At 69.4% G+C, this 24,697-nt stretch carries 22 protein-coding genes; 13 read left to right on the plus strand and 9 right to left on the minus strand.

Going from position 1 to position 24,697, the window contains the following annotated elements; translation table 11 throughout:
* Positions 1 to 57: 57 nt before the first annotated feature.
* From kynB to kynA, 3 genes are read left to right on the plus strand one after another with little or no spacing between them, the layout of a single operon-like run.
* Positions 58 to 696: an arylformamidase gene (gene kynB / locus OG984_RS12935; RefSeq protein ID WP_328531961.1), complete on the plus strand. Its 639-nt coding sequence runs from the start codon at positions 58 to 60 to the stop codon at positions 694 to 696.
* Positions 693 to 1,949 (plus strand): kynureninase, encoded by a 1,257-nt coding sequence (gene kynU / locus OG984_RS12940; RefSeq protein WP_328531962.1) that lies wholly within the window; start codon positions 693 to 695, stop codon positions 1,947 to 1,949. Before kynB ends, kynU begins: the two co-directional genes overlap by 4 nt.
* A complete protein-coding gene (gene kynA, locus OG984_RS12945) occupies positions 1,946 to 2,746 on the plus strand; it encodes a tryptophan 2,3-dioxygenase (protein ID WP_328531963.1) in 801 nt (266 codons plus the stop codon). Before kynU ends, kynA begins: the two co-directional genes overlap by 4 nt.
* A gap of 102 nt (positions 2,747 to 2,848) precedes the next feature.
* Here kynA and OG984_RS12950 read toward each other — a convergent pair whose 3' ends face one another.
* The 3 genes from OG984_RS12950 to OG984_RS12960 all read right to left on the minus strand — a co-directional run bounded on the left by OG984_RS12950 (position 2,849) and on the right by OG984_RS12960 (position 5,592).
* Positions 2,849 to 3,769 carry a methylenetetrahydrofolate reductase gene (locus tag OG984_RS12950; protein ID WP_328531964.1) on the minus strand — a complete coding sequence of 307 codons (921 nt, stop codon included), beginning with the start codon at positions 3,767 to 3,769 and terminating at the stop codon, positions 2,849 to 2,851.
* Positions 3,770 to 3,978: 209 nt separating this feature from the next.
* Entirely contained in the window at positions 3,979 to 4,887 is a 909-nt protein-coding gene (locus tag OG984_RS12955; RefSeq protein ID WP_328531965.1) for an HpcH/HpaI aldolase/citrate lyase family protein, read from the minus strand.
* Between the two features lie 129 nt (positions 4,888 to 5,016).
* Entirely contained in the window at positions 5,017 to 5,592 is a 576-nt protein-coding gene (locus OG984_RS12960; RefSeq protein ID WP_328531966.1) for an ArsR/SmtB family transcription factor, read from the minus strand.
* 82 nt (positions 5,593 to 5,674) lie between these two features.
* Here OG984_RS12960 and OG984_RS12965 point away from each other — a divergent pair, with 82 nt between their 5' ends.
* Entirely contained in the window at positions 5,675 to 6,973 is a 1,299-nt protein-coding gene (locus OG984_RS12965) for an MFS transporter (RefSeq protein ID WP_328531967.1), read from the plus strand.
* 58 nt (positions 6,974 to 7,031) lie between these two features.
* Positions 7,032 to 9,131, plus strand: coding sequence for an MSCRAMM family protein (locus OG984_RS12970; RefSeq protein ID WP_328531968.1), 2,100 nt, complete (start codon positions 7,032 to 7,034; stop codon positions 9,129 to 9,131).
* Here OG984_RS12970 and OG984_RS12975 read toward each other — a convergent pair.
* On the minus strand, positions 9,091 to 13,041 hold the full coding sequence (locus OG984_RS12975; RefSeq protein WP_328531969.1) for an NAD-glutamate dehydrogenase: 3,951 nt from the start codon (positions 13,039 to 13,041) through the stop codon (positions 9,091 to 9,093). The two genes, OG984_RS12970 and OG984_RS12975, sit on opposite strands and share 41 nt — an antisense overlap.
* Positions 13,042 to 13,225: 184 nt before the next feature.
* Here OG984_RS12975 and OG984_RS12980 point away from each other — a divergent pair, with 184 nt between their 5' ends.
* From OG984_RS12980 to OG984_RS12990, 3 genes are all read left to right on the plus strand, one after another.
* Entirely contained in the window at positions 13,226 to 13,699 is a 474-nt protein-coding gene (locus tag OG984_RS12980; RefSeq protein WP_328531970.1) for a DUF2505 domain-containing protein, read from the plus strand.
* Between the two features lie 49 nt (positions 13,700 to 13,748).
* Complete coding sequence (locus tag OG984_RS12985) at positions 13,749 to 14,225, plus strand: DUF2505 domain-containing protein (RefSeq protein ID WP_328531971.1); 477 nt, start codon at positions 13,749 to 13,751, stop codon at positions 14,223 to 14,225.
* Positions 14,226 to 14,348: 123 nt separating this feature from the next.
* A complete protein-coding gene (locus OG984_RS12990; protein ID WP_328531972.1) occupies positions 14,349 to 15,938 on the plus strand; it encodes a lysyl oxidase family protein in 1,590 nt (529 codons plus the stop codon).
* A gap of 27 nt (positions 15,939 to 15,965) precedes the next feature.
* On the opposite strand, the gene OG984_RS12995 is transcribed toward OG984_RS12990, so the two are convergent.
* The gene (locus OG984_RS12995; RefSeq protein WP_008358732.1) at positions 15,966 to 16,310 is read right to left on the minus strand and encodes a DUF6912 family protein; all 345 of its coding nucleotides are present in this window, start codon (positions 16,308 to 16,310) and stop codon (positions 15,966 to 15,968) included.
* Positions 16,311 to 16,325: 15 nt separating this feature from the next.
* Positions 16,326 to 17,780 (minus strand): wax ester/triacylglycerol synthase family O-acyltransferase, encoded by a 1,455-nt coding sequence (locus OG984_RS13000; RefSeq protein ID WP_328531973.1) that lies wholly within the window; start codon positions 17,778 to 17,780, stop codon positions 16,326 to 16,328.
* Positions 17,781 to 18,022: 242 nt separating this feature from the next.
* On the opposite strand from OG984_RS13000, the gene OG984_RS13005 reads away from it, so the two are divergent.
* From OG984_RS13005 to OG984_RS13015, 3 genes are all read left to right on the plus strand, one after another.
* Positions 18,023 to 18,397: a hypothetical protein gene (locus OG984_RS13005; protein WP_328531974.1), complete on the plus strand. Its 375-nt coding sequence runs from the start codon at positions 18,023 to 18,025 to the stop codon at positions 18,395 to 18,397.
* Positions 18,394 to 19,731 (plus strand): hypothetical protein, encoded by a 1,338-nt coding sequence (locus tag OG984_RS13010; RefSeq protein ID WP_328531975.1) that lies wholly within the window; start codon positions 18,394 to 18,396, stop codon positions 19,729 to 19,731. The genes OG984_RS13005 and OG984_RS13010 overlap by 4 nt, the downstream gene beginning before the upstream one ends.
* A gap of 123 nt (positions 19,732 to 19,854) precedes the next feature.
* A complete protein-coding gene (locus tag OG984_RS13015) occupies positions 19,855 to 20,115 on the plus strand; it encodes a helix-turn-helix domain-containing protein (RefSeq protein WP_008358738.1) in 261 nt (86 codons plus the stop codon).
* 100 nt (positions 20,116 to 20,215) lie between these two features.
* Here the strand turns inward: OG984_RS13015 and OG984_RS13020 are convergent, their stop codons facing one another.
* The 3 genes from OG984_RS13020 to sigE form a co-directional block, all read right to left on the minus strand.
* Complete coding sequence (locus tag OG984_RS13020) at positions 20,216 to 21,625, minus strand: S1C family serine protease (protein ID WP_328531976.1); 1,410 nt, start codon at positions 21,623 to 21,625, stop codon at positions 20,216 to 20,218.
* A gap of 70 nt (positions 21,626 to 21,695) precedes the next feature.
* Positions 21,696 to 22,178, minus strand: a complete 483-nt coding sequence (locus tag OG984_RS13025) for a hypothetical protein (RefSeq protein WP_328531977.1) — start codon at positions 22,176 to 22,178, stop codon at positions 21,696 to 21,698.
* A complete protein-coding gene (sigE, locus tag OG984_RS13030) occupies positions 22,175 to 22,774 on the minus strand; it encodes an RNA polymerase sigma factor SigE (protein WP_328531978.1) in 600 nt (199 codons plus the stop codon). The genes OG984_RS13025 and sigE overlap by 4 nt, the downstream gene beginning before the upstream one ends.
* A gap of 175 nt (positions 22,775 to 22,949) precedes the next feature.
* Between sigE and OG984_RS13035 the strand changes: the two genes are divergently transcribed.
* Both OG984_RS13035 and OG984_RS13040 read left to right on the plus strand, forming a co-directional pair.
* Positions 22,950 to 23,585 carry an O-methyltransferase gene (locus OG984_RS13035; RefSeq protein ID WP_328531979.1) on the plus strand — a complete coding sequence of 212 codons (636 nt, stop codon included), beginning with the start codon at positions 22,950 to 22,952 and terminating at the stop codon, positions 23,583 to 23,585.
* Positions 23,586 to 23,692: 107 nt separating this feature from the next.
* Entirely contained in the window at positions 23,693 to 24,667 is a 975-nt protein-coding gene (locus OG984_RS13040; RefSeq protein ID WP_328528435.1) for an IS481 family transposase, read from the plus strand.
* The last annotated feature ends 30 nt before the right edge of the window (positions 24,668 to 24,697 follow it).

The raw sequence follows: 24,697 nt of genomic DNA on the forward strand, positions 1-24,697 counted from the left end.
ATGTCCTGTCACGACGCGCCGAGTCGACGGAAAATCGGGTCGTCTAGGCTGCGGAACATGGCGCAACTGTGGGACATCTCACCACCCGTTCACGTCGACTCGCCGGTCTTCCCCGGCGATCACGCGACCGAGGTCGGCTGGACGTTCCGGATCGGTCCCGGTTGCCCGGTCAACGTCGCCGAAATCTCGGTGTCGGCGCACGTCGGGGCGCACGCGGACGCGCCGCTGCACTTCACCGACGGCGGCACCCCGGCCGGTGAGATGGCGCTGGAGCCGTTCCTCGGCCCGTGCCGGGTGATCGACGTGTCCGGCGTGCGCCCGCTGGTCACCGTCGATCACGTCGACGTCACCGACCTGCCGCCGCGCGTGCTGTTCCGGACGTACGCCACCCAGCCGACGACCTGGGACGACGACTTCTGCGCGTTGGACCCGGCGTTGATCGAGCTGCTGGCCGCGAACGGGGTCCGGCTGGTCGGCACCGACGCGGCCAGCCTGGACCCGTCCACCTCCAAGGACCTGCCGGCCCATTTCGCGACCCACCGTCACGACGTACGCATCCTGGAGAACCTGCTGCTCGACGAGGTGCCCGCGGGCGACTACGAGCTGATCGCACTCCCCCTCAAGCTCACCACCGCCGATGCCGCGCCCGTGCGGGCCGTGCTCCGCGCGATCACCACCCAGGAAGGTGCCGAATGAACCGCGACGACGCTGTCGCTCTCGACCAGGCCGACCCGCTGGCCCCGCTGCGGGACCTCTTCGACCTGCCTGAGGGGACCATCTACCTCGACGGCAACTCGCTCGGGGCGCTCCCCCGCGCCACCGCCGGCCGAGTGGCCGAGGTGGTCACCCAGGAGTGGGGGCAGGGGCTGATCGAGTCGTGGAACACCGCCTCCTGGATCACCCTGCCGCAGCGCGTCGGCGACAAGATCGCCCGGATCGTCGGCGCAGGTCAGGGCGAGGTCGTGGTCGCCGACTCGACCTCGCTCAACGTCTACAAGGTGCTCGCCGCGGCGCTCTCGATCGCCGCTGCCGACTCCCCCGATCGCCGGATCGTGGTGAGCGAGCGCAGCAACTTCCCGACCGACCTCTACATCGCCTCCTCGCTGTGCCGCGACCGCGGCTACGAGCTGGTGCTGGTCGATTCCCCGTCCGAGATCGAGGCGTTGCTGGACCGGACCGCGGTGCTGATGCTGACCGAGGTCAACTACCGCACCGGCTACCTGCACTCGATGGCGTCGGTCACCGCGCTGGCGCACGAGCACGGCGTGCTCGCGGTCTGGGACCTGTGCCACTCGGCCGGTGCCGTGCCGGTCGACCTTCGCGGAGCCGACGCCGACTTCGCGATCGGCTGCGGCTACAAGTTCCTCAACGGCGGACCCGGCTCGCCCGCGTTCCTGTGGGTCAACCCGCGCCACGTCGACCGCTTCGAGCAGCCGCTGTCGGGCTGGATGGGCCATGCGGCGCCCTTCGAGATGTCGCCGGGCTACCGGCCGGCCGAAGGGGTCTCACGCTATCTGTCCGGCACCCCGGCCGTGATCGGCATCTCCGCCCTGGAGTGCGGCGTCGACACGCTGCTCGCCGCCGAGCCACACGGCGGTCTCGAGGCGCTGCGGGAGAAGTCGCTCGCGCTGACCCGGCTCTTCGCCGACCTCGTCGCGTCCCGGCTGCCCGGGTTCACGATCGAGTCACCGCTGGATGATGTGCACCGCGGCAGCCAGCTGTCGCTGAGCATCGGCGACGACGGGGCGTACGCGATCGTGCAGGCGCTCATCGAACGCGGCGTCGTCGGCGACTTCCGAGCAGGAACGCCGGACATCCTGCGCTTCGGCGTCACCCCGCTCTACACCCGCTACGTCGACGTCTGGGATGCCGTCGACCACCTGGTCTCGGTGATGGACAACGACGAATGGCGCGACGAGCGCTTCTGGACCCGAGGAGCAGTGACATGAGCAGCACGCAAGACCTTCCGATGGACTACTCCGACTACCTCCACCTGCCGGAGGTGCTCGGCGCGCAGCACCCGCTCTCGGGCGACCACAACGAGATGCTCTTCATCGTGCAGCACCAGGCGATGGAGCTGTGGATGCGGCTCGCGCTGCACGAGCTCACCGAGGCGCAGCGGCTGCTCGCCGAGGACGCCGTGCGCCCGGCGTTCAAGGGGCTGGCTCGGGTCTCACGGATCATGGAGCAGCTCGTGCACGCCTGGGACGTGCTCTCGACGCTGACCCCGACCGAGTACGACAAGTTCCGCCCCTACCTGGCCACCGGTTCGGGCTTCCAGTCGTGGCAGTACCGCTGCATCGAGTTCGCGCTCGGCAACAAGGCGGCCTACACGCTCCGTGTCCACGAGGGACGGCCACACGAGAAGGATGTGCTGGCTGCGTACGGACGGCCCTCGCTCTACGACGAGTCGCTGCGGCTGCTGGCCAGACGCGGCTTCCACATCCCGGCCGACCATCTCGACCGGGACTGGAAGCAGGAGTACGCCGCCTCCGACGCCGTCGAGGCGGCCTGGGGCGAGGTCTACCGCGACCCCGAGAAGCACTGGGACCTCTACGAGCTCGGCGAGGAGCTCACCGACCTGGAGACCGCGTTCCGGGTCTGGCGGTTCCGGCACGTGACCACCGTCGAGCGGATCATCGGCTTCAAGCCCGGCACCGGCGGGACCTCCGGGGTCTCCTACCTGCGCAAGCAGCTCGACATCATCCTGTTCCCCGAGTTGTGGGCGATGCGTACTGGGCTGTGAGTCTGTTCGTCTAGGTATGCAGGGCAACCGTCACATCCCTGGCGGAACTCCGCACGGGAAGTGACGGTTCGGCTGCATACCTAGACGAACATCCCGGTCGACTCAGCGCTCGAGCTTGCCCCGGAGCCGTTCGGCGAGACGTACGGAGGCCTCGATCTCGACCTTGCGGATCGAGACGGACTCGATGTTGATGCCGAACGGTACGCCGAGCTGGCGGCAGAAGGACATCAGCTCGATCGCGGTGGCCTCGGCCTGCTCGAGCGAGGCGTCGAGGGTGTCGGTGGCGTGGCGCAGCTCGTTCTCGATCCAGCGCGGGACGTCGACGCCGAGCCAGCGGAGGAACTCCAGGGTCTTCATCGAGCCGCACACGGAGAAGGTGAACACGATCGGCACCGGCTGCAGGCCGCGGGTCTCACACTCGTAGCGGTAGTCGGAGACGAGGTTCTTGGCGGCGTTGACGTCGTAGACGACCTGGCTCACGAAGTAGGAGCAGCCCGCCTCCTGCTTCGCGATCAGACGCAGGTGCTCGTTTCCCTTGGCCGTGTGTCGCTCGGGGATCGCGACGGCGCCGAGAAGCAGGTCGGGGTTGATCTCCCTGCGGATCTCCTGGGCTCGGCGAAGACTGGTGGCGACGCGCTTCTCGCCCGAGGAGGCGCCGACGAAGACCGACAGCGCCCTGGCCGGGTCCTGGGTCTTGACCCAGTCGCGCAGCGTCGGCTCGTCGTACTTCCCGGTGGCCCGGTAGACGACGGCCGGTACGTCGAGACCGGTCAGGTTGCGCTCGAGGAACTCGGCGGGGTCGAGGGTGCGTACGAACGGGAACGGCCGCTCCTCGGGATTGCGGTCGGACTCGTCGTCGATGTCGTAGAGGATCAGCCCGTCGACATCGAGCGGCCGGATCCGCTCGAGCGTGACCTCCGCGATCTGCTGCACTCTCTCGGGGTCTGTCGTCACCCTCGGCGGAGTGACGGCGAAAAGGAGAATCTCGCCGGCCCGGTCATTGATGCGCTGCTGCAGATCCACGGCATCAACGCTAGCCGAGGGTGCGGGACCCGGCGGTTCTGTCCCACCCCAGCGTGCCGAGTCGGCGCAACTGCCCCGCAGATACATGCCCACTCGGCGCGTCTGTCCCGTATCCCAACGCCGAGCCGGCGCATCTGCCCCAGCCGCATGGGACAGATGCGCCGACTCGGCATGGTTTTGTGGGACATCAGCGCCGACTCGGCGTCAGATCAGTAGACGCTCGGGCCGGAGGTCGGGGCGTCGTAGGTCTCGGTGTCCGGCTTGATCTTGAACAGCTCGGCACGGCGCTTGATCGTCTCGGCACGAGCCAGGCGGGGCTTGTCGCTGCCGTCGCGGATCACGCGGCCGCCCTCCTCGAACTTGTGGAGGAACTCGTAGGCCCAGGTGACGTCCGACGGGGACGGGCTGAACGACTCGTTGATCACGGCGGGCTGCTCGAGGTCGAGGCAGAGCTTGCCGGTCATACCCATCGCGACGCCGTCGGCACCCTGCTCGCGGAGCAGCGGGTGGCTGCTGCCGACCGTCGGGCCGTCGATCGGGCCCGGGAGGTTACCGATCCGCGAGGCGAGGACGAGCTTCGTCCGCGGGTAGGCCATCGCGAGCGGGTCGTTCTCCGCACCGGTGTCGCGGCGGTAGTCACCCGAGCCGAACGCGAGCCGGTAGGCACCACGGGCGCGCGCGATCGTCGCGGCGTCCTCGATGCCCAGCGCCGACTCGAGCAGCGGGATCACCGGGGTCGACCCGCCGAGCCGCTGGAACGTGTCGGTCACCTGGTCGGGCGACTCGGTCTTCGCGAGCATCACCCCGGCGAGCGTCTCGATCCCGGCCAGGGCCGCGAGGTCCTCGCTCCAGTCCTCGGTGGTCCAGTCGTTGATGCGTACCCAGGCGCGGCCGCCGCCCTTCAGCCAGCTGGTCACGTTCTCGCGGGCCTGCGCCTTGAGCGAGGTGTCGATCGCGTCCTCCATGTCGAGGATGATCTGGTCCGCGCGGCTCAGCTGTGCGTCGTCGAAGATCTCGGTACGCATCGCGGAGACCAGCAGCCAGGACCTGGCGTTGTGACCTTCGACTCGATTGGCTTCGCGCACCTCGCGCTTCTCGGCGATCTGGGTTGTGCTCATCGTTCGCGTATCTCCCTACTGGCGTCCTGGGCTGGGCGCATTTGGACGGTAAACCAACGCGCCGGTGACTCGCGAGTAGGAAGCCTGCGGGCCGACGTGGTTGAGACGTAACCCACATCGGCGCGCACGTCAGGCCGGGGGTTCGTCCTCGCCGGCGAGGTCAGGCATCGGCTGGATGAGCTGATAGACGGAGTAGAGCTCCAGCTCGTCGTCGGATCGGCGACCGGCCTCGCGATAGCGGGCGACAACCTCGTTCAACTCCCCCTGGAGCCGCACGGCATCATCCTCGGAGAGCCGCAGGGAGGTCTCGGACACGATGCGCTTGGCCGGGTCGTCCTCCCGCGAGATCTGGAAAGCCAGGTCGACCAGGTGATGGCCCCGGGCCACGGAGTTGCGCTGGAACACCGTGTAGGCGGCCTCGCCTCCGGGCTGCTCGACGATCTCCCGGGGACTGATGGTGATGTCCTCGTCGACGAGTCGCCAGACGCGGTCACGCTTGTCGCGGCCGGCGTCGGGGGCGACCTCGACCAGGCCGTACTTCGCGAGCTGACGCAGGTGGAAGCTGGCCTGGTTGGCCGGGATGCCGGTGCGCTTCGCGATGTCGGCCGCGCGGAGGGAGCCCGCTGCGGACAGCTCGTGCAGCACCCGGTTGCGCGTCGGATGGGCGATCGCGCGCAGGATCCGCGGGTCGTCGTAGGTGGCCATGGCGCCACCCTAGCCGAATCTCGCACCATTCAGTGCGCAAGAACTATTGCGCAATAGTTCTTGCGCAACTTATGGTGCGGGTATGTCCTCCTATCGAGCGCTCGCCCGCAACCATGACTTCACCGCGCTGTGGGTCGGCGCCACCGTCGCCGAGCTCGGGACCCGGGTGAGCATCTTCGCGATGCCGCTCGTCGCCTATGCCATGACCGGATCGGCCTTCTGGGCGGCCACGGCCGAGGCGGCCCACCTCGTCGGCATGGTCGGCATGCTGCTGCCCGCCGGGGTGATCGCCGACCGGCGTCACCGACTGCGGATCATGCGGCTCGCGCACGGATCAGGGGCAGTGCTGTACGCCTCCCTCGCGGTCGCCGGGGTCCTCGGATCGCTCACCCTCCCCCATCTGCTTCTCGTCGCCCTCCTCACCGGAGCGCTCAACGGACTCTTCCTGCCAGCGGAGAACTCGGCGATCAGGTCGGTGGTCGCAGCCGATCAGCTGCCCACCGCGCTCTCCCAGCAGCAGGCCCGTCAGCACATCGCCGGCCTGCTCGGCGGACCGCTGGGCGGCGCACTTCTCGGGATCTCCCGATGGGCGCCCTTCGCCGGCAACGCCATCGCGTACGCAGCGGGCTGGCTGCTGCTGGCACGCGTCCGCGCCGACCTCTCGGCGCCGCCGGCGGCGACGCGGGAGGCCCGGAAGCCCATGGCCGATCTGCTCGCCGGACTGGACTACAGCTGGCGGCAGCCGTTCCTGCGTACGCTGCTCCTGTTCAGCCCCGCCATCAACCTCGCCGTCAACGCGCTCTTCTTCCTCGCGCTGCTGCGGCTGGTCGAAGCGGGCTTCCCGGCGTGGCAGATCGGGCTGGCGGAGGCGGCGATCGGCGCCTGCGGGATCCTCGGAGCCCTGGCCGCACCGTGGCTGATCGACCGGCTGCCGACGGGATGGCTGACGATCCTCGTCGCCTGGAGCTTCGTGCCGCTCTCGATCCCGCTGGCGTACTGGACGCACCCCGCGGTCATGGCGCTGGCCGCCTCGGTCGGCCTCTTCCTGAACCCGGCGGGCAACGCCGGCATCGCCGCCTACCGGATGGCGACCACTCCGCAGGAGCTGATCGGGAGGGTGCAGGCCGCCGCACAGTTCGTGTCGATGCTCTCGATCCCGCTCGCGCCGGCGCTGGCCGGGGCGCTGCTCGCCGGCGTCGACGGCACCGTGGCCGTCCTGGCGGTCACCGCGCTGACCGCCGCAGCGGCCCTGATCCCGACCCTGGCGCGGTCCGTCCGGTCGATCCCGCGCCCCACAGAGTGGCAGTCCGCGACGCCGAACGATGTCAACCTCCGCCACACGCGTGATTCAGAGCGCAAATCTCAGGTCCCGCTCGGATAGCCTTCCTAAGTCCCCCAACGCAACGTTCTTGCTCCTCGGAAGCAAAGGATCCCCTCCCATGTTCAACCGGGCCTGCCTGGCGTTGGCGCTATTGGCCGGAGTGTTCGTCACGGTGCTGTCGCCGGCACCGGCTCACGCGATGACCGACTCGTGGGCCGAGTGGGCGCCGAGCTCCGGGACGTCGAACGACTACTCCACGACGATGACCCAGCGGTCGGCCGGCTTCCCGGCGGCGCAGATGGCGAGCGACTCCCGCGCGAACGTCGCCCTCCCCAGCGGCGCGTCCACCTTCCTCGACGCAGGCACGCCTCCGGGGGCGAAGTACGGCTCGAGCCGCGGCTCGGCCTACATCAACCTGCGCCCGAAGGCCGACACCTCGAGCGGCGCCTCGACCACGACGTACACCTTCGCCAACCCCACGCCCGACACCGGCTGGGCGTTCGTGCTCGGCGACATCGACTCCGACCAGGTCCAGGTCCGGGCGACCGACGAGAACGGCGAGGGTGTTCCGGCCGCGGCGATCTCCGGGTGGTTCCAGGGTTCGTTCAACTACGCCGGTGGCGCCGACCAGCCGACCTGGAACCCGGCCACCTCGACCCTGACCGGAAACCCGACCGCCACCGACACCAACGGCGCCAGCGGCTGGTACGAGCCCGACATCCGTCTGACCAGCCTGTCCTTCGTCTTCACCCGTCGTGCCGGGTTCCCGGTCTATCAGACCTGGTTCGTGAGCCGGGCCCGCCCGATCGGCGGCGCGGTCACCGACGTGTCGACCTCCGGCTCGTGCCCGGTCGAGGACTCGGTCCTCACCCTGGTCTCGCCCTACGGCGAGACGCTGGCGACCACGAGCCCCGCCCCGGACGGCACCTACTCCTTCGGCGAGTTCGCCACCCAGGACGGCTACACCGTCCGGCTCAGCCAGCCCGACGGGTGCGCGACGGTCGGGCAGACCGAGGCGACCGTCAGCAACCGCGGCAACGACGGCGACCCGGCCTCGCGAGCCGACTTCGACGTACGGCAGGTGATCCCGCAGCCCATCAGCGGCACCGTACGCGACGACGCCGGCGCCCCGGTCCCGGGTGCGACCGTGACCCTCACCCGTCCCGACGGCACCACCGCGACCACGACCACCGGCACCGACGGCAGCTACCTCTTCGACGACAACGAAGCCGGCATGGGCTACTCGGTGACCCTCACCGTGCCCGCCGGCTACACCGCGGGCCCCGACGGGACGACCCGCTCCGACATCACCGTCGACGACGCCCCGATCACCGACCAGGACTTCGTGGTCAACCAGCTCGCCGGCGTCTCGGGCACGGTCACCGGCGGCGGTAACGGTCTCGGCGGCGTCCAGGTGCGCCTGGTCCCGGCCGGCGGCGGCGAGCCGCTCACGACCGTCACCGACGGTGACGGCAACTACGCGCTCGACGGGGTGCCGCCCGGCGACTACACCGCCGAGATCGACGCTCCCGAGGGCTACTCGGGTCCGACCACGCGGCCGGTCACCGTGGCCACGAGCGACGTGACCGGGGTCGACTTCGACCTCACCCGACCCGGATCGATCGCCGGACGCGTCACCGACGCCTCCACCGGCGACCCGGTCGGCGGTGTCACGCTCACCGTCGACGGTCCCGACGGCCCGGTCACGGTCACCACCGACGACGCGGGCGCCTATATCCTCGAGGACCTCCCGCCGGGCGACTACACGATCACCGTCACCGCGCCCGACGGGACGCGCGTGGTAGGTGAGGCCTCGCGTACGGTCACGATCACCTCGGCCGGCGAGATCCACGGCGGACAGGACTTCCGGGTCGACAAGATCGCCTCGCCGAGCCCGACCCCGGACCCGACCCCGACCCCGGACCCGACACCGGACCCGACGCCGACGCCGGACCCGACTCCCACGCCCGACCCGACACCGGACCCGACGCCGACCCCGGACCCGACCCCGGCGCCCACCGACGTCCCGACCCCGGGCGGAAATGAGAATCCGCCGACGGCCCCGAACCCGGGACCGCCGACGGAGACCTCACCTCAGAGCTCGTTGCCCGAGACCGGCGGCCCGTCGTGGATCTTCGCCGCGCTCGGCGTTTCGCTCCTGCTCGCCGGCACCGTGCTCACCGTGACGGCTCGTCGACACGCCCGAAGGCAAGGTTGACCTCTTCGTTGACCGCCGAGGTCGCCCAGATCTCCCGCCGCAGCGGGTGGTCCACGATGGCCTCGGGGAACCGCTCGCGGATCGGAGTCGGGAAGTAGGCCACCAGGCGCTGGGTCCTCTCCGGGTCCTCGGCGGGGTCGGGAAGACCCTCCGCGACCAGCTCGCGCCGGCGCTCGATCTTGGTCCAGGCGAGCACGACGGCGAGCTCGGGGGCGGTGAGCCCCTCCCCCACCTCCAGACGGCGTGCGACCTCGGTCGAGGACGGCAGGCCCTCCACGTCCCGGTCGAGTACGCCGGCAGTGACCCACTCCGCGATCTGGCGCTCGTGAGCCTCCAGGAGCTGCGGCGCCGAGGCGACCGCACGGGTCAGGGTCACGTTGTGGGCCTCGTTGTCGGCCAGGACCAGCGCGGCGACCTCGTCGGTCATCTCCTCGAGGAGCTCGTCTCGCGCAGCCAGCGTGAGTGAGCCCGCGCGTACCTCTCGGTCCAGCAGGATCTTGAGATTGACCTCGTGGTCGGAGGTGTCGACACCGGCGGAGTTGTCGATCGCGTCGGTGTTGATCAGGCCGCCCTTGCGAGCGAACTCGACCCGGCCGGCCTGGGTGATGCCCAGGTTGCCGCCCTCACCGACGACCCGCACCCGAAGCTCGGCGGCGTCCACCCGGACACCGTCGTTGGCGTGGTCACCGGCATCGGCGTCGGTCTCGGTGGACGCCTTGACGTACGTCCCGATCCCGCCGTTCCACAGCAGGTCGACCGGCGCCCGCAGGATCGCGCTGATCAGCTCCTGCGGTGTGAGCCGCTTGACGTCGGCCGCCAGGCCGAGCGCCGAACGCACCTCGGGGCTGATCGGCACCCACTTCAGCTGCCGCGACCACACGCCGCCACCCGCCGAGATCAGCGAGGTGTCGTAGGACTCCCAGGTCGACCGGGGCGTCTCGAAGAGCCGCGTCCGCTCCTGGAAGCCCGTCGCCGCGTCGGGTGTCGGGTCGATGAAGATGTGCCGGTGGTCGAAGGCGGCCACCAGTCGGATGCGGTCCGAGCGCAGCATGCCGTTGCCGAAGACGTCGCCGGACATGTCCCCGACCCCGACCGCGGTGATCTCGTCCACCTGCGGATCGATGCCGAGCCGCTTGAAGTGGTGCTGCACCGAGACCCAGGCGCCCCGCGAGGTGATGCCCATCGCCTTGTGGTCGTAGCCCGCCGAACCGCCGGAGGCGAACGCGTCGCCGAGCCAGAAGTCGTACTCCGCCGCGACCGAGTTGGCCAGGTCGGAGAAGGTCGCGGTGCCCTTGTCGGCCGCGACGACCAGGTAGGAGTCGTCGGCGTCGTGGCGCACCACGTCGGCCGGCGGCACGATCTCGCCGTCCACCCGGTTGTCGGTGACGTCGAGCAGGCCACGCAGGAACGTGACGTAGGCGTCCGGACCGGCCACGCCCTTGGGGACGAAGCCACCCTTCGCGCCACCCGGCACGATCACGGTGTTCTTGACCTGCTGCGCCTTCGCCAGCCCCAGCACCTCGGTGCGGAAGTCGTCGCGCCGGTCGCTCCACCGCAGGCCACCGCGGGCCACCGCGTCGAAGCGCAGGTGCACGCCCTCGACGTCGGGCGAGTAGACGAAGATCTCGTACGCCGGCCGCGGCAGCGGCAGGTCGGGCAGCTGCTGCGGGTCGAACTTGAACGAGAGGTAGTCACGTCCGCGGTAGTAGTTGGTCCGCGTCGTCGCCAGGATCGCGGTGACGTAGCTGCGCAGGATCCGGTCCTGGTCGAGGCTCGCGACGTCGTCGAGAGCCTCGATGATCGCCTCGGCCCGCTTGGTCTCGTCACGCGCCGTGAGCGAGGGGTCGAAGCGGGTCTCGAACAGCTCCACGATCTGCCGGGCGATGCCCGGGTTGGTGCACAGCGCGTTGCCGATCGAGAAGAACGAACTCGGAGTGCCGGCCTGGCGCAGGTAGCGGCCGTACGCACGCAGCATCGTGACCTGGCCGTGGTCGAGGCCCGCCAGGACGAGCGCGTTCAGCCCGTCGATCTCGCTGCGCCCGGACCAGGCCTGGTGCAGCGCTGCGACCAGCTGGGTGGGCGTGCCGACCGGGGTGCCGGCGTAGGCGAGGCCGAAGTCGTAGATGAACCACTCCTCCGAGCCGGACGTGCCGACGCCCTCCAGGTCGTAGGGCCGCTCGTCGGTGACCTCGAAACCGAACGAGGACAGGATCGGCAGCATCAGCGACAGCGAGAGCGGGCCGCCGGTGCGGTAGATCTTGATCCGGAATCCGCCGGCGCTCTCCGGGTCCTTGTAGAAGGAGAAGTCGACCGCCTCGCCCTGGTGGGAGAGCAGCTCCAGACGGGTCAGGTCGGCGGCGCCGGTGTCGGCGTCGAAGTCCTCCTTGTAGGCCTCCGGGAACGCGTCGAGCACGTGCGAGAGCCGCGCCGCGCCATCCTCACCGGCATGGGCGATGACCGCGCTGACGAGGTCGTCGCGCCAGCTCCGGGCGGCCTTGCGCAGCCGCGACTCCAGGCTGTCGATCAGCCCCGGGGTGTCCAGGGCCTCGCCCAGCGACTCGGTGGTGCCGTGCACCACGAAGTGCACCCGGGCCGTGGTCGACTCGCTGATGCGTACGGTGAACTCCAGGTCGGTGCCGTCGAGAGCTTCGAGGAGCACCTTCGAGAACCGCTCGCGAACCGTCGTGTTGTAGCGGTCACGCGGCAGCGAGACGAGGACCGAGACGTAGCGGCCGTACGTGTCGGGGCGGACGGCCACCCGCAGGATGCGACGCTCGATCGCTCCCAGCGCTGCCTCGGCGAGGTCCATCAGCTCCTCGGTGGAGGCGTGGAAGAGCTCCTCGCGCGGGTAGGACTCCATCGCGTCGAGCATGGCCTTGCCGGTGTGGCTGCGGCGGTCGTAGCCGGTGTGGTCGAGGACCGCGGCGACCTTGCCGCGGACGACCGGTATCCGGGTCACCGACTCCCGGGCCGCCTTGGTGGTGAACAGGCCGAGGAAACGGTGCTCGCCGACCACCTCGCCGGCGCCGTTGAAGATCTTGATGCCGACATGGTCGAGGTAGGCGGGCTCCCCGACGGTCGAGCGGGAGTTGGCCTTGGCCAGGACGAGCATGACCTTGTCGCGGGCGTGGGCGGCGACCTTCGGCGGCATCTTGCCGTGGTCGGGGGCCTGCGGCGGGTCGGCGCGCAGGATGCCCAGGCCGGTGCCGGAGCGGCCGCGCAGGTAGTCGCCGTCGAGACGGTACTCGCGGTAGCCGGTCAGCAGGAAGTGGTCCTCGGCCAGCCAGGCCAGCAGCTCGGCGGCCTCGGCGGCCTCCTCGCGCGGGACGCTGTTGGGCGGGGTGTAGCGCAGGCCGGCCGCGATCTCCGCCAGCCGGCGGTGCAGCCGCGGCTCGTCCTCGACGACCTCGCGTACGTCCTCGAGGATGCCCTCCAGACCCGCGACGATCTCCTTCGCCGCGTCGGAAGCGAGACGGTCGATCTCGATGTGCATCCAGGACTCGCGGATGTCGCCTTCGTTCACCCCCTCGAGCGCACCGGTCACGTCACGGGCGACGTCGATGACGGGGTGGACGACGAGATGGACGTCGAGGCCACGACGGTAGAGCTCGGTCTTGACCGAGTCCACGAGGTAGGGCATGTCGTCGACGACGATCTCGACGACGCTGCGGCCTCCGGCGGACCAACCGTCTGCGGCGGTGGTCGGGGTGAGGATGCGCACGGCGGCGGTGCCTTGCGGGCGTCTGGCTGCCAGGGCCAGATGCGATCCCACCGCGCCGGCGAGGTCGGCCTCGCTGCGACCGGTGAGCTCCTCGGGGGCTACGTGGCGGAAGTAGGTGGCGCTCGGCAGGCGGAACTGCTGGACGTTCTGCGGAGCTTGGACAGGTTTGATATGCGTCTCCGTTGACACACCTGTCACGGTATCCCGGCACGGCTCCGGATAGGCCGCCGCGTCCAAAGGAATCGCCGATGTGAGTCATAGGCGGATGGCCGGCCCGTGGCCCCTCGGTAAAGAGCATACTCAAAGAATGTGGCGGTTCTCTCGGCGGCATCACTGGTGACTCTGGCCCTCCTAGGCGTCATGATGTCTTTTCATGAGCAAAAAGCTGTCGGTCGACCTCTCCTATGACGCCCCGATCGCAGCCGTCTCCGGGATGCTCGCCGACGCGACGTTCCGCGAGCAGGTCTGCGACGCCCAGCACGCACTGTCCAAGAGCGTGGCGATCACGGGATCGACGGTGAGCATCCGCTACGAGCAGGCGGTCAGCGGGGTGCCCGGGTTCGCGAAGAAGTTCGTGGGCGAGACCATCGAGGTGCACCAGGACGAGATCTGGTCCTCCGACTTCGCCTCCGGCGATCTCAAGCTCACGCTGCCGGGCAAGCCCGGCTCGCTGGCCGGCACCGCCCGCCTGGCCGAGAACGGCACAGGGACCATCGAGACCGTTACCTTGACCGCTACCGTGAATGTGCCCCTGGTCAGCGGAAAGCTGGAGGATCTCATCCTCTCGATCTTCAAGAAGGCACTCGAGAAGGAGCACGAGGTGGGCACCCGCTGGCTCGCCGGCTGAGCCACCTCATCCCCGTCCAACCCGCAGAAGAGCCTCAAAGGATTCGGCAATGACGACGACCCTCCAGCACGAGCTCGTCTACGACGCCCGCATGGGCGAGGTGTCCGCGATGCTCGCCGACCCGGGCTTCCGTGAGCAGGTCGCCGACGCCCAGGGCGCGCTCCGTCGACGGGTGACCATCGGCGGCGCGCCGCGAGAGGTGCGCATCGACCGCGTGCAGTCCACCGTCGGCGTACCTTCGTTCGCGAAGCGCATCGTCACCGGCGACCTGACCGTCCGCCAGAACGAGGTCTGGTCCTCCGACACCGTGGCAGTCGTCGACATCACCGTCCCCGGAGGCCTGGCCACCCTGCGCGGCAACATCTCGCTGTCGGAGTCCGACGGTCGCACCACCGAGAGCGTGCGGCTGAACATCAAGGTGCCCGTGCCGCTGGTCGGGGCCAAGCTCGAGGCGTACGTCGAGGAGCTCATGCTCAAGGCCTTCGATCTCGAGCAGGCGGTCGGCGCGGCGTACCTCTCTCGTTGAGAATCTCCCCGATTCCGTGCAACCGAACTGAAAAGCTAACCGTCCCCATATGCGGCGGGCAATAAATTGCCCGCTGTCAGGCCCCGGATCGGAGGGATTCGGGCCATTCAGGAGGGGATCTCGATGGTTAAACCTCGTACTCGCACGCGGCAGCTGGTCTCGGCCGGCATCGGGCTGGTGGCCGCCGCACTCGTCGTCACCACGACGGTGACGGCGAACTCCGGACCCGCGAGCGGTGCTACCGGCAAGGGAACGCTGAAGCTCGTCGCCGCCGCCGACACCGTCGAGGTGGAGGCCTGGGAAGGGACGGCGTACTTCCAGCCGTCGGTCTGGCTGGCCGCCTATGACGCCGCCTTCGAGTTCCGCGCGAGCCACGCCGCCTACGACGAGCCGGTCAAGCTGACCAAGACGGTCATCCGCGGCAAGAAGCGCACCACCACGACCGCGCCCGGTTCGATCGTCGACGGGATGAAGGGCTTCAAGGACGGTCTCCGGGTCACGCTCAAGAACAAGTCCGGCAAGGTGATCCTCGACGACACGCGGCCGCTGTGCCCCGGTGGCTACGACCGGCAGCGGGTGCAGACCGACGGCGCCACCGGTCCGGTCTACCCCGAGTTCTGCGGCGGCAACTGGTTCACCAAGGGTGTCCTCTACGGGATCGAGCGGGGCATGGCGGTCCCGACCGTCTCCGACCTCGAGTTCGAGACCAAGGGCGAGACCCGGCTCACCATGACGATGAGCGTCAGCAAGGCCGTCGCCGACTTCCTCGGGCTGCCGAAGGCCAGCCGCACCGCCAAGCAGAACCTGGTCATCGTCGACGGATGCCCCGAGGGTGGCTGCGAGGGCGAAGGTGAGGGCGAGGGCGGCATGGGCATCATGGCGGCCCACGGCGCCGACGACGACCAGGGCGCACGCACCGTGGTGCCGCGAGAGCTGCTGGAGGGCGGCGAGAACGGCCGCGGCCGCCTCCCGCTGGGTGGCGCTCTCGGCTCCATCAAACCGGGCAAGCCCACGAAGGACACCCTGCCCGACCTCGTCTCCGTGCCCGCCTGGCAGATCTCGACCGAGGTCGACGAGCAGGGCATCGACCGCCTCAACTTCGCCGCCAACGAGTGGAACGCCGGACCGGCGCCGATGATCGTCGAGGGCTTCCGCCGCGGCACGTCACCGGTGATGGACGCCTACCAGATGTTCTACCGCGACGGTAAGCAGGTCGGGGTGAAGCGAACCGGCACGATGGAGTTCCACGAGGCCCCCGAGCACAACCACTGGCACTTCCTCGACTTCGCGAAGTACGAGCTGGTCGACGCCAAGGACAAGGTCGTCACGACCAGCGGCAAGCAGTCGTGGTGCCTGGTGCCCACCGACCCGGTCGATCTGACCGTGCCCGGAGCGACGCTGCGGCCGGGCCAGACCGGCCTGGAGTCGGCCTGTGGCGAGAAGTCCGCGCTCTGGCTCCGGGAAAGCATGCCTGCGGGCTGGGGTGACACCTACAACCAGTCCCAGACCCAGGCCTTCGACCTGAGCAAGGTCAAGAACGGTACGTACCGGATCAAGGTCACCGTCAACCCCGACGGCAACCTCTACGAGCGGACGCGGTCGAACAACGTCAGCTACCGCACCATCACCATCGGCGGCAAGGCCGGCGCCCGCACCGTGAAGGTCCCGCCCTACCAGGGCATCGACACCGAGACCTGGTGGAACGAGGACTGATCCCCGCCTGAGTCGGCCGGCGCCGATCTAACCGATGAGCTGCGGGATCTCCTGGGTCGCGAACCAGCCCAGGTCCTCATCGGGGTCGGCGTCGGCGGGCCGGTCGGCCAGGTCGGCGTGGACGGCGGCGACGAGCTTCAACGGCACCACCTGATCGCCCAGGGCGGCCGGCGCGTCCACGACGACCACGACCCGGCGCCCGGGACCGGCCAGGAGCGCCGCCGAGTCGTCGGCGGCGCTCATCAGGGCTGCGTACTCGGCCTCTTCGCTGTCGTCGGGGGCTGCGTAGCCGTCGGCGGTGCCGGGCAGCTCGCCCTTGGCGTACCAGTCAGCGAGCAGCGCGAGCGTGGCGGGTACGTAGATGCGGGTCACGGACCGAATTCTGCCTCACTCGCCGGAGTTCTTGACCACGCGCAGACCCCGAGGAGCGCGGAAGCGGCGGCCGGAGGCGGTGTCGAGCAGCTCGTCGAGGGCCTCGGTGATGCACTGTCCGACCAGCGACGCGTCGGGCACCAGGTCGCGGTCGGCGGTGATCGCGAAGAAGACCTGGCCGTCGTAGGAGGTCACCCCGATCGCAAGGGTGTGGCCTTCGGTCAGCGGGTGGATCGGATAGGAGGCCACCAGCCGCGAGCCGGCCGCGTAGCGGGGCTCCTGCGGACCGGGCACGTTGCACACCGAGAGCAGGTAGTCGTGCTCGCTCTCCGCGGCCACCCGGGAGCCGACCACGTGGAAGGTCGCCGGGGCGAAGCCGCTGATCCCGGCCAGCCGCTGTGCGCTGACCGTGCGGGCGTTCGCCTTGTGCTGCTCGAAGGAGTAGGACACCTGGTGGAGCCGGACCACCGGCGACGGCTCCGCGACCGGGAGCACCACGAAGTGGGGCGCCACCGCCGAACCGAGCTGGGTCGGGTCGAGCTCCTCGTCGATCACCGAGACCGGCACCAGCGCCGGCACCTGGCGTACGCCGGCCAGCGACTGCTGCCGGGTCATCAGCCAGGCACGCAGACCGCCGGTGACCGCCGCGAGGATCACGTCGTTGACGGTGCCGCCGTGGGTGTCACGGATGCGGCGGAAGTCGGCCAGGTCGGCCTGCAGCGTGACCACCAGCCGCTGCTGGGAGAGCGAACCACTGAGCGGCGTCGGCCGCTCCGGAGCCCGGCGGGTGAGGACTCGGGCGATCTCGTTGCCCGCGCTCTGGAGGTCCTTGGCGACGCTGGTGACCCGCCCCAGGGCGACACCGCCCAGGCTGCGGGCCGTGCCGGTCAGTCCACTGACCGAGGTGACCGCGTCGAAGACCGCTCCCGCGACCAGGCGGGCACTCGACTGCGGCACCGGCGGCTCCCACAGGTCGGGCACGATCGGCCCGACCTCGGGCTTGTCGTCGAGCAGCAGCTGGACCAGGTCGACCGTCTCGGCGCCGTCCACCAGCGCCTGGTGGGTCTTGGTGATCAGCGCGACCCGGTCGCCGGCCAGACCCTCGATGACATAGAGCTCCCACAACGGCCGGGAGCGGTCCAGGGGCCGGGAGACGATCCGGCCGGCCAGGTCGAGGAGCTGGTCCATCGAGCCCGGGCGGGGCAGCGCGGAGCGGCGTACGTGGTAGGTGAGGTCGAACCGGTCGTCGTCCGCCCAGACCGGGTAGGCGATGCGACCGGGCACCACCCGGACCCGCTGGCGGTAGCGGGGCACGAAGGCGAGCCGGTCCTCGACGTGCTCGAGAAACGCACCGTAGTCGAAGCCCTCGGACCGAGGTTGGATCAGCTCGATGCTCGCCACCTGGTGCGGCACCGCCAGCGTCTCGCCGTCCAGGTAGGCCACCTCACGTGGCCTGAGTCGGTCGCTCACGCTGCCACCTCCGTAGCGCAGGCGCCAGGGTACGGACGCGGCAGCGTGTTGATCCCATGATTCGCTCGCTGACGCTCGCTCATGCCGCCACCTCCGTAGCGCAGGCGCCATCGTACGGACGTGGCGGCCTGAGGCCTGTGGTCGCTCGCTGACGCTCGCTCATACCCTCTCAGCCCCCTCTTTGGTTCATGTGCGATTGTGGCAGAAGCCAGCTCGAACTTAGCCCACGAAACGAGGGAGTAATGCGCCTCACGGCCCGGATCATCGCGGTCGTGGCAGCAATCTGCGGGATCGCGTCCATCGCGACCGCCTGCGGAAACGACGTCGCCACCGAGCCCCGCACCGACAGCGACCCGGTGGTCGTCGAGATCAACTTCTCCGATGACTCGGTCGACCCGCACGGGACCCAGATCGACATCCCGCTCGGCCACAGCGTCGAGCTGGACGTGACCGCCGACGCCGCGGGCGAGATCCACGTGCACACCGACCCGGCGCAGTCCGCCGCCTACGGCGTCGGCACCACCCGGATCAGCCTGGGCGCCTTCGACATCCCGGGTCAGTTCGTGGTCGAGTCGCACACGCTCGGCAAGACCATCGTCACCCTCGAAGTCAGGTGATCCTCACCCACGGCGTGGGCGGTCGCCAGGACCTCCCACTGCCGCTCGAGTACGTCATCGCGGGCGCGGTCCTCGCCCTGGTCGTCTCCTTCGGGCTGCTGGTGCTGACCACCAAGCACGCCGCCGAGGGCGTCGCCCCGCAGGATCCACAGAGTCGCAACCCCCGAGGTTGGCCGTTGCCGCGGCTCGGGCGTGTCGTCGACTCCCCCGCCTGGACCGCACTGTGGCGCATCGTCGGACTGCTGATCTTCGCCTACTTCGTGCTCGTCGCCTTCGCCGGCTCCGACAACGCCCTCAACCCCATCTTCGGGATGACGTACGTCTGGATCTGGGTCGGGCTCGTCCCGTTCTCGCTCCTGTTCGGACCGGTCTGGAAAGCGATCAGCCCGGCCCGCACGTTCGTGGCCGGACTGACCTGGCTGCGTGGGGAGGGCGATCCCCCGCTCCGGCTGCCCGAGCGCCTCGGCTACTGGCCGGCGGCGTTCACGCTGCTCGCCTTCGCCTGGCTCGAGCTGGTCTATCCGGAGAACAACTACCTCGGCCCCGTACGCCTCTGGCTGGCCGTCTACCTGGCCGTGATGATCCTCGGCGGCGTGCTCTTCGGCGAGGAGTTCCTGGAGCGCTGCGACCCGTTCGAGGTCTACTCGTCGCTGACCGCGAAGCTGTCGGTGTGGGGGCGTACGCAGGCCGGCAACCTGGTCCTGCGCACCCCGCTCGGCAACCTCGACACCCTGCGTCCGGCGCCGGGCCTGGTCGCGGTCGTCTCCGTGCTGTTCGGCACCATCGTCTACGACTCCTACCGGGAGTCGCCGCCCTGGCTCCAGATCGTGCAGAGCCCGGAGATCTCAGGTGGCACCGCCTACCTGATCAGCAACCTCGCGCTGATCTCGTTCCCGCTGATCGTGGCCGGGTTCTACTGCGCCGGGACGATGCTGACCGGCGTCGGTGACGTGCCGCGCCGAGCCCTGCCCGCCGAGCTGGCTCCCTCGATCGTGCCGATCATCGTCGGCTACGTCGTGGCGCACTATCTCAGCTACTTCTGGGAGAGCGGGCTGGCAACGCTGCGCAACGCATCGGATCCGCTGGGAAACGGAGGCGACTGGTTCGGAACGGCCGACCTCCCGGTCTCCTACTTCTTCGCCTTCCACGCCACGCTGCTGGCCGTCATCAAGGTGGCCGCGGTGATCATCGGTCACGTGCTCGGCGTCTGGTCGGCCCATATCCGGGCGCTCCAGGTGCTTCCCAAGCAGCATCTGGTGACTGGGCAGGTGCCGCTTCTGGTGACGATGGTCGGCTTCACTGTTGGCGGGTTGTATCTCTTGTTCGCTGCCTAGCGCGACTCTGCTTCACGGTTCACCCACCACGCATCCACAAAGCAGCGCAACACTACCTAAAGCGGGCTAACAGGTTTGCGCGATGGTTTACGGCCGCTTGCCAAGTCTGGGAGACTGATCCTTATGTCTGGTACCCCCCGCTTCCTGACTCTTGCCGACGTGGCCGAGGTGCTCAACACCTCGAGCGCACAGGTCTATGCCCTTGTCCGCCGTGGTGAGCTCCCCGCCATCAAGATCGGCGGCCGCGGCCAGTGGCGTGTCGAGGCCAGTGTCCTCGAGAAGTTCATCGATGACATGTACTCGCAGACCAAGGCCTTCGTGGCCGACCACCCGTTCGTCGAGGCCGAGGGCGCTGCGCCCGCCGCCACGCCGGACGCTTCTTGAGTCACAGCATCCTCAACCCCCACAACTAAACCTTCCCCACAACAACGCGAAGAGCTGCCGGGCATCGCGCCCAGCAGCTCTTCGCGTCTTTTCGCCCGTCTCAGGCGAGGTTCTCGGTCTGTGCCTCCAGCTTGATCTTGAGCTCGTGGCGGGCGCCGTTGCGCATCACCGTGAACTCGATCGTCTCGCCCGGCTGGTGAGCGCGGATGGCGACGATCATGCCGATCCCGTCGGTGACGGTGACGTCTCCCACCTTGGTGACCCGGTCACCGTCCTTGAGGCCGCCGGCGGCCGCCGGCGAACCCGCCTCGACCACCGAGATCAACGCTCCGTCGTGGTCGACGGCCTGGACGTCGACGGAGGCTCCCACGATCGGGTAGGTCGCCTTGCCGGTCTTGAGGATCTGCGCGGCGGTCACCTTGACCTGGTCGATCGGGATCGCGAAGCCGACACCGATGCTGCCGCCCTCGCCACCCTCTCCCCCGCCAGCGGTCGCGATCGCCGAGTTGACCCCGATGACCTGACCGACGAGGTTGACGAGCGGGCCACCGGAGTTGCCGGGGTTGATCGCCGCGTCGGTCTGGACGGCGTTGATGTAGGAGGTGTCGTCCTCGGTCTGTCCGGTGCTCACCGGACGCTGGAGCGCACTCACGATGCCCGAGGTCACCGTCGAGCTGAGCCCCAGGGGCGAGCCGATGGCCACGACCCCCTCACCGATCCTCAGCCTCGAGGTGCTGCCCAGAGACGCGGGCTCGAGCTCCTTGACCTCCGGCACGTCGAGCACCGCGAGGTCGTAGACCGCGCTGCGCCCGACCACGTCAGCCTTGTAGCGGCGGCCCTTGTGGTCGACCACCTCGATGCTGCCCTTGGCCTTGGCCGCGTCGGCGACGACGTGGTTGTTGGTCACCACGTGGCCGTTGCGGTCGAAGACGAACCCGGAGCCGGTCGCGGCATCCTCGACACCCTGGTATTCGGCGAAGATCTGCACCGTCGAGGGCAGCAGCGTCGCGGCCACCTTCACGATGTTGGCGTCGTCGCCCGTCAGGGGCGCGTCGGTCTCGATCGAGCCGGGGTCGAGCCCACCGCCGGCCAGGCTGGACATGTCGTCCTGGTCCTCGAGCACGCCACCCGCGTAGCCACCCAGCACGCCGAGCAGGAACGCGACGGCGGCCGCGAGCGCCCAGATCGGGCCCGGAACGCGACGGCGCTGTGTCGAGTCGGGCCTGAACGCCGGTGCAGGCGGCGGGACCGGCGGGCCGTCGAACCCGGGGAGCGAGGGGCCCGGCGGTGGCGGCGACTGAGGCGGAGGGGTGACGGCACCCGGGCCCGGCGCGACGGGGGGCGCAGGCATGGCCGGAAGCGGCACCTCAGCCGTGTCGCGCTCGTCGTCGACGGCGTTCTCGGCGTTGTCGGGGGACGACTGCCCGGCCGGGGGCACGTTCGGTACGTTGGTCGGCGGTGCCCAACGGGAGATCGGCCGCGACTGGTCGTCTTGTGGTTCCTGCGTCACAACACCCATTCTTCCCACTCGCCCCAACAATGGGCAGCCGGGGTCTCGTGAGGTGTCGCTGTGTCGTCGGTCAGCGGCGCACGTGCGCGACGACCGGGGCACCCGGGACCTGGGTGACCGAGGTGACCGGCAGGTTCCGCGGGACCGGCGCGTCGGCGGGCGCGGCCGCGAAGGCGAACATGCCGAACACGGCGGCACCCACGGCACCGCCACCGGCGGCAACCATCACCAACGTACGCCGCACGGACCGGGGGTCGGAGTAGGTCTCGCCGAGGCGATGTCCTGAGCTTGTCGAAGGGTCGTCGGTGGGCCACATGGAGGCGGCCATGACTCCACCGCGGAGCGATCCCTTGAGGTCGGCCGGGGCCGAGACGCCGGGATCGACGCTGAGCCCGGCCAGGCGCCGCTTGAGCCAGCCCTCACGCTCGACGAGGCGCCGGCAGGCGCAGCACTCGTGCACGTGGGCCCAGGCCCGCTCCTCCTCCGCTTCGGGGAGCTGGCCGTCGAGCAGCGCGCTGGTGCGCGCGCCGAGGTGGTTGCCCAGAAAACTCATGAAGCCCCGCCCCACAACACCTTGGGCCCGGAGTGACGCAACCGTCCGCCGCGCGGGGCGCGGTGGGCGAGAGCGTCACGGAGCATCGCCCGGCCGCGGTGGATCCGCGATCGGACGGTGCCGAGCTTGGCACCGAGGATCTCCGAGATCTCCTCGTAGGAGAGCCCCTCCACGTCACAGAGCACGACCGCGGCCCGGAAGTCGGGCGGCAGCGTGGCCAAGGCGCGCTCGATGTCGTCGTCGAAGCGCTGGTCGGTGTAGGCCAGGTCCGGCGTCGGGCCGTTGCTCGTCAGGCGCGAGGCGCGCTCGTCGGAGAGGGCATCGAAGCGGATCCGCTGCTTGCGGCGGGCCTGGTCCAGGAAGAGGTTGGTGGTGATCCGGTGCAGCCAGCCCTCGAAGGTGCCGGGGCTGTAGGTGTCGAGAGAGCGGAAGACGCGTACGAAGACCTCTTGGGTGAGGTCCTCCGCGTCGGGGCGGTTGCCGGTAAGACGGTAGGCGAGCCGGTAGACCCGGTCGGAGTGCTTCTCCACGATCTCGTCCCACGACGGCACACCCGGCTCTGGAGTCGGGGTCTCGGTCGTGGGCTGCGCGGTCATGGTGCTCCTGCCTGTCTCGCTGATCGCTGACATCTCCTACGGTAGATCTCCTGGACCTGGAAGGGCTGAGAGTTGCCTGTGAGGCTCCTATTTTTCCTCTTCCTGTCACCGTTCAACGCACAAGTTGGATCAGGCGTTCCCGCGCCGTTGAGGGAAACACGTTAGGTTTTGCGGTGTGACCAGCCCTGTCTCGACCGCAAGTTGGACCTACGCCGACGAGTACGTCGCGGAGGACGACCTCCTCGCAGCCGCCCGTTCCCGGGCCGAGGAGGTCGGAGTCGCACCGATCGGGCCGGGCGGTGGCGCCACGCTCCGCTTCCTCGCCTCCGTCCTGGACGCCAAGAACGTCGTCGAGGTCGGCACCGGCACCGGCGTCTCCGGGCTGTGGCTGCTGCGCGGCATGCGCTCCGACGGAGTGCTGACCACCGTCGACATCGAGACCGAGCACCAGCGGCTGGCCCGCCAGAGCTTCACCGAGGCCGGCTTCGGCCAGCGGCAGGCACGCTGCATCGCCGGCGCCGCCCTCGACGTGCTCCCCCGCCTCACCGACGACCACTACGACATCGTCTTCGTCGACGGTGACAAGACGGAATACTCGGCCTATCTCAAGGAGGCGCTGCGCCTCCTGCGTCCCGGCGGCGTGGTCGCCTTCGACAACGCGCTGTGGCACGACCGTGTGGCCGACCCGTCCGTTCGTGACGAGGAGACCGCCACCATCCGCGAGCTCAACCAGCAGGTCGCCGACAACGACGACCTGATCCCGCTGCTGCTCCCGGTCGGCGACGGCCTCCTGCTCGCCCGCAAGATCTAGCTGTACTCGGCCATGAGGTTGGTGACACTCCGGGTCGGTTGTTGACGTAGCGAAGACCTCCGGGTGCGGTGGTTGCTGTCTAGGTCATCCACCGTCCGGAGGTCTTCGTGTCCCACCGTAATGCCCGGCTGAACTTTCGTGGCCGGCAACTCTTGGTCCAGCGAGTCGTCGAGGACGACTGGGCCGTCGCGCACGCAGCCAAGGCCCAAGGCGTCTCGCGCCAGTGCGCGCACCGCTGGATCGCCCGGTTCCGTGCCGAAGGCGAAGCCGGTCTACACGACCGGTCCTCGCGTCCCCACCACTGCCCGAATCAGACACCGGCCGAAGTCGAGGAAGCGATCGTGGTCAAGCGCCACCAAGAGCGCCGCGGCCAGGACTGGCTCGGGCCCGAACTCGGTGTCCCAGCACGGACCGTGGGCCGGGTCCTACGCCGCCACCGCGTCCCGTACCTGCGTGAGTGTGACCCGTTGACCGGGGAGGTCATCCGGGCCTCGAAGACCACCACGGTGCGCTACGAACGCGACCGGCCCGGTGAGCTGGTCCATGTCGACGTCAAGAAGATCGGCAAGATCCCCGACGGCGGCGGCTGGAAGGCCCACGGCCGTCAGATGGGGTCAACCTGGGCCAAGAAACAGGCCCGGATCGGCTACGACTACGTGCACTCGATGGTCGATGACCACTCCCGAGTGGCCTACTCCGAAATCCTGCCCGACGAGAAAGGCCCCACCTGCGCAGGGTTCATCCGCCGGGCCGCCGACTACTTCGCGGCCCACGGCATCACCCGCATCGAGCGGGTCATCACCGACAACCACTTCTCCTACCGCAGATCCAACGACGTGGCTGAGGCGATCACCACGCTGGGAGCCAAGCACAAGTTCATCAAGCCCCATTGCCCCTGGCAGAACGGCAAGGTCGAAAGATACAACCGCACCCTGGCGACCGAGTGGGCCTACCGCCAGGTCTACCTCACCAACACCGACCGAGCCGCCGCGCTTTCCCCATGGCTCGAGTGCTACAACACTGTTCGACGCCACAGCGCACTCGCAGGACTCCCACCGATCAGCCGACTGTCACCAACGTGATGGCCGAGTACATCTAGCCGCGCCGGCCGA

Origin of the sequence: Nocardioides sp. NBC_00368, assembly GCF_036090055.1 — a bacterium.
Taxonomy (GTDB): domain Bacteria; phylum Actinomycetota; class Actinomycetes; order Propionibacteriales; family Nocardioidaceae; genus Nocardioides.

What these genes read in the sequence shown, in the direction of transcription:
- kynB (WP_328531961.1), top strand. Translation starts at nt 58, where the DNA reads ATGGCGCAACTGTGGGACATCTCACCACCCGTTCACGTCGACTCGCCG.
- kynU (WP_328531962.1), top strand. Translation starts at nt 693, where the DNA reads ATGAACCGCGACGACGCTGTCGCTCTCGACCAGGCCGACCCGCTGGCC.
- kynA (WP_328531963.1), top strand. Translation starts at nt 1,946, where the DNA reads ATGAGCAGCACGCAAGACCTTCCGATGGACTACTCCGACTACCTCCAC.
- OG984_RS12955 (WP_328531965.1), bottom strand. Translation starts at nt 4,887, where the DNA reads ATGAGCACAACCCAGATCGCCGAGAAGCGCGAGGTGCGCGAAGCCAAT.
- OG984_RS12960 (WP_328531966.1), bottom strand. Translation starts at nt 5,592, where the DNA reads ATGGCCACCTACGACGACCCGCGGATCCTGCGCGCGATCGCCCATCCG.
- OG984_RS12965 (WP_328531967.1), top strand. Translation starts at nt 5,675, where the DNA reads ATGTCCTCCTATCGAGCGCTCGCCCGCAACCATGACTTCACCGCGCTG.
- OG984_RS12970 (WP_328531968.1), top strand. Translation starts at nt 7,032, where the DNA reads ATGTTCAACCGGGCCTGCCTGGCGTTGGCGCTATTGGCCGGAGTGTTC.
- OG984_RS12980 (WP_328531970.1), top strand. Translation starts at nt 13,226, where the DNA reads ATGAGCAAAAAGCTGTCGGTCGACCTCTCCTATGACGCCCCGATCGCA.
- OG984_RS12985 (WP_328531971.1), top strand. Translation starts at nt 13,749, where the DNA reads ATGACGACGACCCTCCAGCACGAGCTCGTCTACGACGCCCGCATGGGC.
- OG984_RS12990 (WP_328531972.1), top strand. Translation starts at nt 14,349, where the DNA reads ATGGTTAAACCTCGTACTCGCACGCGGCAGCTGGTCTCGGCCGGCATC.
- OG984_RS13005 (WP_328531974.1), top strand. Translation starts at nt 18,023, where the DNA reads ATGCGCCTCACGGCCCGGATCATCGCGGTCGTGGCAGCAATCTGCGGG.
- OG984_RS13015 (WP_008358738.1), top strand. Translation starts at nt 19,855, where the DNA reads ATGTCTGGTACCCCCCGCTTCCTGACTCTTGCCGACGTGGCCGAGGTG.
- OG984_RS13025 (WP_328531977.1), bottom strand. Translation starts at nt 22,178, where the DNA reads ATGAGTTTTCTGGGCAACCACCTCGGCGCGCGCACCAGCGCGCTGCTC.
- sigE (WP_328531978.1), bottom strand. Translation starts at nt 22,774, where the DNA reads ATGACCGCGCAGCCCACGACCGAGACCCCGACTCCAGAGCCGGGTGTG.